The sequence below is a fragment of the Terrabacter terrae genome, assembly GCF_039529575.1.
GTDB lineage: Bacteria > Actinomycetota > Actinomycetes > Actinomycetales > Dermatophilaceae > Terrabacter > Terrabacter terrae.
Map to the genome: position 1 here is coordinate 1 of NZ_BAAANB010000185.1, position 1,092 is coordinate 1,092.

General features: G+C 73.1%; 2 protein-coding genes. Both read right to left on the reverse strand.

Translation table 11 applies throughout. From position 1 onward, the window contains the following. Positions 1-508 (reverse strand): vWA domain-containing protein (locus ABD194_RS20645; RefSeq protein WP_343995028.1); only part of this gene is annotated, 508 nt, incomplete at its 3' end. Between the two features lie 56 nt (positions 509-564). Next, positions 565-987 carry a hypothetical protein gene (locus ABD194_RS20650; protein WP_343995030.1) on the reverse strand — a complete coding sequence of 141 codons (423 nt, stop codon included), beginning with the start codon at positions 985-987 and terminating at the stop codon, positions 565-567. Positions 988-1,092: the final 105 nt, after the last annotated feature.

Here is a 1,092-nt window from a genome sequence, read left to right on the forward strand (position 1 = left end):
CGTAGGTCATGGAGTTGGCGGCGGCGACGCCGATGCTCGACCCGACCTCGATGGCGTCCTGGTCGGCGCCCATGTAGAGGAACTGCCACGCGTACTCGGAGGTCTGCCGCTCGATGAGCGCCTTGACCTGTGCGTGGGTGAGCTCGTGCGAGGAGTTCTCGTGCCCGTCGGTCATGATGCCGACGATGACGACGCCCGGACGCTCGTGCTCGGGCAGGGCGGCGAGGCGCTCGCCGGCCTCACCCAGAAGGCGACCGATGGAGTCGAGCAGCGCCGTGGATCCGCGCGGGGACAGGCGCAGCGGCGGCACGTCGGTCACCGGCACGTCGCGGTAGACCTCCTCGTACTCGTCGTCGAACTGGGCCAGGGTGACCCGGCACTCGCCGGGCTGGCTGCGCTGCTCGGCGATGAACGCGTCGAAGCCGCCCTCGGTGTCGTCCTTGATCGACTGCATCGAGCCGCTGCGGTCCAGCAGGAAGTACAGGTGCGTGAGGTTCGGGTTCGTCATGGCGTCTCCTCCGTGTGTTCCGTGCGGTCGGCGTGGTCGGGCTGGGCAGGTATGCGTCAGGTGCTGCTGCGGCGGGCGCGGAAGCGCAGCGGGCGGTCCGGCGCGTCGGGCGGGGGCCGGTGGCGTCCTTCCTCGATGTCGTAGCGGGCGCGCTCGACGCCGGCGGCGGTGACGCGCCCGGCCTCGGAGCCGTAGGCGCCGAGCAGGGTGGTGCGAGCCAGGCGGGGCCCGACGGCGTTCTCCGACAGGCCGGCGAGCGCGCCGGCGGTCCGGATCGTGCCGCCCTCGGCCACGAGGACCGCCGCCATCGCCTCGTCGACGGCGGAGGTCAGGTGCTCCTGGGCGGCTCGCAGCAGCGGCAGGGCGTCGAGAGGGCGGGAGGCGTCGGTGCGCTCGAGCGCCTCGCGTGCGGCGTCGACCGCCGTGCGCAGGGCCTGCTCCGTCGCGGCCGGGAGGGGCCGTCGTGCGTCGTCGCTCATCCACCCAAGGTAGACGCAGTAACTGCGGCACCGCAAGAGCTGGGCGGCGTGGACCGTGGACAGAAGGGCGCCGCAGTGCGTCAGTAGCGGACGCGCGGGCCACCG

What these genes read in the sequence shown, in the direction of transcription:
- ABD194_RS20650 (WP_343995030.1), bottom strand. Translation starts at nt 987, where the DNA reads ATGAGCGACGACGCACGACGGCCCCTCCCGGCCGCGACGGAGCAGGCC.